This is a genomic window from Streptomyces sp. NPDC058964 (assembly GCF_042741275.1).
Taxonomy (GTDB): domain Bacteria; phylum Actinomycetota; class Actinomycetes; order Streptomycetales; family Streptomycetaceae; genus Streptomyces.
On the sequence record NZ_JBHYKH010000597.1, the window covers coordinates 1 to 5,122 of the forward strand.

A 5,122-nucleotide genomic window follows, 5' to 3' on the forward strand; every position below is an offset into this window, starting at 1 on the left:
CGTCTGTACCGGCCCTACGACCGGGCGTTCGCGGCGAGGGCCCTCCCCGCCGCCCGCAAGGCCTGGGCGGCGGCCCTCGCCCATCCCGAGGTCTACCCCGACCCCGCCGACGGCACCGGCGGCGGCGCCTACCCCGACACCGACGCGTCCGACGAGTTCTACTGGGCGGCCGCCGAGCTGTACCTCAGCACCGGGGAGAAGCAGTTCGCCGACCACATCCTCGGCTCCCCGGTGCACACGGCCGACATCTTCGGCGCCCTCGGCTTCGACTGGGGCCGTACCGCGGCGGCGGGCCGGCTCGACCTGGCGACCGTCCCGAACAAGCTGCCCGGCCGGGACGAGGTGCGCCGGTCGGTGATCAGGGCCGCCGACACCTATCTGGCGACCCTGCGGTCACAGCCCTACGGAATGCCGTACGCACCGGACCACAACCTCTACGACTGGGGCTCCAACGCCCAGATCCTCAACAACGCCCACGTCATCGCCACCGCCTACGACCTCACCGGCGCCGCCCGGTACCGCGACGGAGCGGTGCAGAGCATGGACTACATCCTCGGCCGCAACGCCCTGAACATCTCGTACGTCACCGGCTACGGCGAGGTCGGCTCCCACCGTCAGCACAGCCGCTGGTACGCCCACGAACTCGACCCCGAGCTCCCGAACCCGCCCCGGGGCACCCTCGCCGGAGGCGCCAACTCGAGCATCCAGGACCCCTACGCACAGAGCAGGCTGCAGGGCTGCGTGGGCCAGTTCTGCTACATCGACGACATCCAGTCCTGGTCGACGAACGAGACGGCGGTCAACTGGAACGCGGCCCTGGCCTGGATGGCGTCGTTCGTGGCCGACCAGGGGTAGGGCCGCCGTTCCGTCACGACGCGTCGTGGAACACCAGCCCCAGTGTCCGCCGTCGGCCGGAGCGTACGGTGCCGACCCCGTGCCGCATCGCACCGGCCGGCCGCGCTCGGTGCGTACCGGGCGGTCCCGGGTGGTGAACGCCAGCCCGTGCCCTGCCGCAGGACGGTCGCGGTGCCCCTCGACGGGGCCCGCGACCGCTGCTCCACCATCAGGAACTCGCCGCCGGTGCAGTCGGTGCCGTGCTCGTCGAGGGCGACGACCACCTGCAGCGGGAAGACCGGCTCTCCGAACACGTCGCGGTGCAGGGCGTTCCAGTCGCCCGGACCGTAGCTCAGCAGGATCTGCGCCGACCGGTCCTGGCCGGCCGCGTGGCAGCGCGCCAGCCAGTCCCGCCGTGAGTCGGGCCAGGGCGCGGGCCGGTCCAGCCGGGCCGCCCAGTCCCGGGCGACCGGCAGCAGCCGCGGATGGAGCTCGGCAGGCAGCGCGGCCACGGGGGCGGGCAGGTCGTGGGTGAAATAGCGGTACTCGCCGGCACCGAACCGGTGCCGGGCCAGGTCGACCGTCGTGCGGAACAGCTCCGGCTTCTCGTACAGGGCGGCCGGTTCGCGGCACTCGGCGGGGGGCAGCAGCGGCTCCGTCGGCGCGCTGCCGTACGTGTCCAGTTCCTCGGCCGGCGCGGTCCAGTCGGTGCCGGCCACGCGACGGCCGGCCTCGTCGGGCGTGAGCGTCATCGCGCCTCCTTCCGTCGGACGAGGGCCGGCGGCGGCGCGCCCTCGTGCGTGAGCAGCCGTACCGTGCGCTCGACGCCGGCCGCGTAGCCGCGCAGCGAACCGTCCGCTCCGATCACCCGATGGCAGGGGCGGACCAGCAGCGGCGGATCGGCGCCCACCGCCGCCCCGAGCGCCCGCACTCCGGCCCGTGGCAGGCCCAGCCGCTCGGCCAGTGCGCCGTACGTCGTCGTGGTGCCGTACGGGATGTCGCCCGTCGTCGCGCCACCAGCCGGACCGGACGAGGGGGGCGCCCCGCTGCCCCGGCATGGACAGTGAGGTGAGCGTCACGCCGCCGGCCGACTCCTCGCCGGTCAGCAGCAACTCGCCCAGCGGGCTGTCGTGCACGGTGTACGCGGTCATGGTGTGCGCGGTCATGGTGTCCTCCTTGCTCGCGGCGGCTTCCGCAGTCCGAGTCTGCGCCGCGCGCACCCCGTGACCGGCGGAAGACGGACGTGCTGCTCGACCGTCGTAGGTACCGCTGGGCGTATGTCTTGACCTGCGGATATTTACGGTCGAGTACCCGAGCGGTACCGTATGGCCATGCCAGCTCTCAACGTGGAGTTCAGCGAGCGCGAGCTAGAGGACCTACGGCAGATCGCCAAGGAGCGCGGGACGTCGATGAAGGCCCTGGTGCGCGAGGCGGCCGCAGCCGACATCGCCCGGCACCGCGCGCTGCAGGAGGGGGCCGAGGCCTTCCGCCGTTTCTTCGCGGCGCACGCCGACGAGTTCGCGGCCGCGTTCCCCGACGACGAACCGTTCACGAAGCGCGAGGGCGCCTGACCGATGCCGCCCGTCGTGCACATAGACGTGCCCTGGCTGCTCCAGCGCCACGAGGAAGTGCTGCCGGACCAGCCCACCATCAACGACTTCTCCGCGCTGGTCGCCGCCGTCGCCCGGCACCGGGTCGACCCGCCCCGCCTCGGGGTGGACTCCGATCCGGCCTGGCGGGCCGCCGCGCTGCTGCACACCCTCGCCCTGCTCAAGCCCCTGCCGTCGGCCAACGCCCGCTTCGCCTGCGCGACCGCCGTGGCCTACATGTTCGTCAGCGGCGTCGGCATCGACCCGCCCTACGGCGCCCTCGTGGACCTGGCCCGCGACCTGATCTCCGGCAAGACGGACGTGTACGGCGCCGCCGACCGGCTGCGGTCCTGGCAGATCTGACCCCCGCCCCGGCCGGCGGGGGAAGTGGCCCCGCCCCCCGGGGCCGCCGGCCGAGGGCGGGAGGAACGGGGCCGGCGGCCGGTTTCGCGCGGGAGAGCCGCCGTCCTGCGCGGGGCCTCCGAGAAGGACCGGTTCCCAGTGCACTACCCGGTGGCCCGTGCCGGGAGCGTGCGCGACGGGCCGCCGCGTGCGGATCCTTCACACGGGGCGCATGGAATGTCGAAAGCAAGTGCGAGGAGCGTGCGCCGACGCGATTTCTGACTTTCTTTCAAACCTGTCGATGTCCAACGGGCGCCTTGTTGGCCGTGAGGAAGTTGTGGAAAGGTGAGCCTCCTGTGCGGGCGGTAAAGTGCCGGGACTCATTCCACGATTGAGGAGCCCGGCCCGACGAGAGACCGGTGAATTCCCGCTCCGCGCACCGAATAGGTACGCACCAAATACGCAGCACCATACGCAACAAAGGAACCCGCTCCGTGCCAACCCCCCACCCCCCTCGTCCTCCCTATCCGCCGCCCGGCGCGGTGACAGGAGAATCCGACGAGGCTCTCGCCGCCCCGCTGCGGGCCGGCTCGGACGCCGTGGCCTCCCGGTCCGTCGCTCTGCTGATGGCGCGGCACTGGCAGCCGGCCCACGAGTACGCGGTCGTCTGCCTCGCCACCCGCGGCCCGCTCGCCCACATGGTCACGGCCACCGCCTTCCACCAGATGCTCGACCGGCTGGTGCTGGGCGAGTCGGCCGAGGCGATCCGGCCCCGGCTGCTGGTCGCCGTCCGGGACACCGTCGCCAACTGGTCCGCCGAGGACCGAATATCCGAGGTTCTGCCGGACCTGGGGAAACCCGCCGGGGGCCGCGGCATGCGCGCCCTGAAGTCCATGACCCCCGAAAACCGTAAACTCGCGGAGCGGGCATTCCAGGGCCTTCCGCCGTTCGCGCAGTGCCTGCTGTGGCACAGTGAGGTCGAGGCGGAGCCGATAAACGTGCCCGCCGGTCTGCTGGGCATGGACCCGGACACCGCGACCGCCGCACTCGCACAGGCCCGGGACAAATTCCGCGAGGGGTGTGTACGCGCCCACCGGGAACTCGCGCCGACCAAGGACTGCCGCTTCTACAACCGCCTTCTCGACGTGCCGATCCGGCGCGGCGGAGCACTGCTGCCGGACGTCCAGGCGCACCTGGCGCAGTGTCCGTACTGCCGGTACGCCGCCGAGCAGCTGGGCCATGTCGAGGCCGGTCCGGGCATCCTGCTCGCCGAAGCGGTGCTCGGCTGGGGAGCCCGCCGCTACGTCGACTCGCGCCCGGGCCGCACGGGTTCGGCGGGCGCCCGTACCCGGTCCGACTCCCGGCGCGGCGGCGGACGCCGGCGCGGGAGGTCGCGGAACGGCCTGCTGGCACGGATCCCCGCACCCGTGCGCCGCACTCCGGGGGAGCCCTGGTCGTCCAGGACGCTGCTCACCGGTGTCGGCATCGCGGGTGCCGGACTGCTCGCGACCGTCCTCGCCGTGAGCGTGTGGCCGGACGGCGGCGACAGCACCGCCCCGGTCGCCTCCACCGGCGCCTCCGGCTCCCGCGGCACCGTGCCCGGCGCCGGCACCCAGTCCCCGCCCGCGGCCTCCGCCTCCGGGCTGCCCGCCACGACCCGGTGGACGCGGCTGCGGAACGCGGCCGCCGATCTGTGCCTCGACATCGACGGCAAGCCGAGAAAGGGGGCTGCTGTGGTGCTGTCGGCGTGCTCGTCGGCGGCGGCCCAGCAGTGGGCGTACGAGACGGACGGGCAGTTGCGCAGTGCCGCCGTCAGCGGTCTGTGCCTGGACTCGCACGCGGACGCGGGCGTGGTGATCCTCGGCACCTGCGCGGACAAGAAGTCCGAGCGGGGCGACGACGTGCGCTACGACCTCACCGTCCAGGGCGAGTTGCTGCCCCGCTGGGACGAGACCCTCGCCCTGGCGTCCGCGGGTGAGAACGCCGGGGCCGACATCGTCGTCAAGGTCCGCGACGGCTCCACCGGTCAGCGCTGGCTGACCGATCCGCCGTCGGCGGGCCACGGTTCGCTGTCGATCGCCGGGGCCGGCGGGCCGTCGGCCCGTCCCGCGCGGCTGCCGGACCCGGACTCGGCGGGCTAGTTCACCACATCTCGCGGCGGGTTCCCCGCCAGGAACCCGGTGACGTTCTGGACGGCGGCCAGCGCGATCCGTATCAGGGTCTCGCGGGTGACGCCGCCGACGTGGGGCGACAGCACCACGTTGGGGGCGCCCAGCAGCCGGAGGGCCGGGGCTGTCGCTGCGGGGGACATAACCAGTCTCTCACGCCCGGGCCCGGGTCCCAGATACCTCGCGGGG

Annotated in this window: 5 protein-coding genes and 3 pseudogenes; 5 read left to right on the plus strand and 3 right to left on the minus strand. The window is 73.3% G+C overall.

Annotation, left to right across the window (positions count from 1 at the left end; all coding sequences use genetic code 11):
- Positions 1-855: glycoside hydrolase family 9 protein (locus tag ACFW2E_RS41095; protein WP_384475508.1), on the plus strand; the 855-nt coding region annotated here is incomplete at its 5' end.
- Between the two features lie 13 nt (positions 856-868).
- Here ACFW2E_RS41095 and ACFW2E_RS41100 read toward each other — a convergent pair.
- Both ACFW2E_RS41100 and ACFW2E_RS41105 read right to left on the minus strand, forming a co-directional pair.
- Positions 869-1,586, minus strand: a pseudogene (locus ACFW2E_RS41100) (2OG-Fe(II) oxygenase).
- A pseudogene (locus tag ACFW2E_RS41105) lies at positions 1,583-1,970 on the minus strand (methylated-DNA--[protein]-cysteine S-methyltransferase). The pseudogenes ACFW2E_RS41100 and ACFW2E_RS41105 overlap by 4 nt, the downstream one beginning before the upstream one ends.
- Between ACFW2E_RS41105 and ACFW2E_RS41110 the strand changes: the two are divergent.
- The 4 genes from ACFW2E_RS41110 (at position 1,903) to ACFW2E_RS41125 (ending at position 4,906) form a co-directional block, all read left to right on the plus strand.
- Entirely contained in the window at positions 1,903-2,061 is a 159-nt protein-coding gene (locus ACFW2E_RS41110; RefSeq protein ID WP_384475520.1) for a hypothetical protein, read from the plus strand. The pseudogene ACFW2E_RS41105 and the gene ACFW2E_RS41110 sit on opposite strands and share 68 nt — an antisense overlap.
- 104 nt (positions 2,062-2,165) lie before the next feature.
- Positions 2,166-2,405: a hypothetical protein gene (locus ACFW2E_RS41115; protein ID WP_384475511.1), complete on the plus strand. Its 240-nt coding sequence runs from the start codon at positions 2,166-2,168 to the stop codon at positions 2,403-2,405.
- A gap of 3 nt (positions 2,406-2,408) precedes the next feature.
- Positions 2,409-2,786 carry a toxin Doc gene (locus ACFW2E_RS41120; RefSeq protein ID WP_384475514.1) on the plus strand — a complete coding sequence of 126 codons (378 nt, stop codon included), beginning with the start codon at positions 2,409-2,411 and terminating at the stop codon, positions 2,784-2,786.
- A gap of 473 nt (positions 2,787-3,259) precedes the next feature.
- The gene (locus tag ACFW2E_RS41125) at positions 3,260-4,906 is read left to right on the plus strand and encodes an RICIN domain-containing protein (protein WP_384475517.1); all 1,647 of its coding nucleotides are present in this window, start codon (positions 3,260-3,262) and stop codon (positions 4,904-4,906) included.
- Here ACFW2E_RS41125 and ACFW2E_RS41130 read toward each other — a convergent pair.
- Positions 4,903-5,122: pseudogene (locus ACFW2E_RS41130) on the minus strand (hypothetical protein); the annotation flags it as partial. The gene ACFW2E_RS41125 and the pseudogene ACFW2E_RS41130 sit on opposite strands and share 4 nt — an antisense overlap.

Excerpts from the sequence above, each read along its gene's own strand:
- ACFW2E_RS41120 (WP_384475514.1), top strand. The coding sequence starts at position 2,409 with ATGCCGCCCGTCGTGCACATAGACGTGCCCTGGCTGCTCCAGCGCCAC.
- ACFW2E_RS41115 (WP_384475511.1), top strand. The coding sequence starts at position 2,166 with ATGCCAGCTCTCAACGTGGAGTTCAGCGAGCGCGAGCTAGAGGACCTA.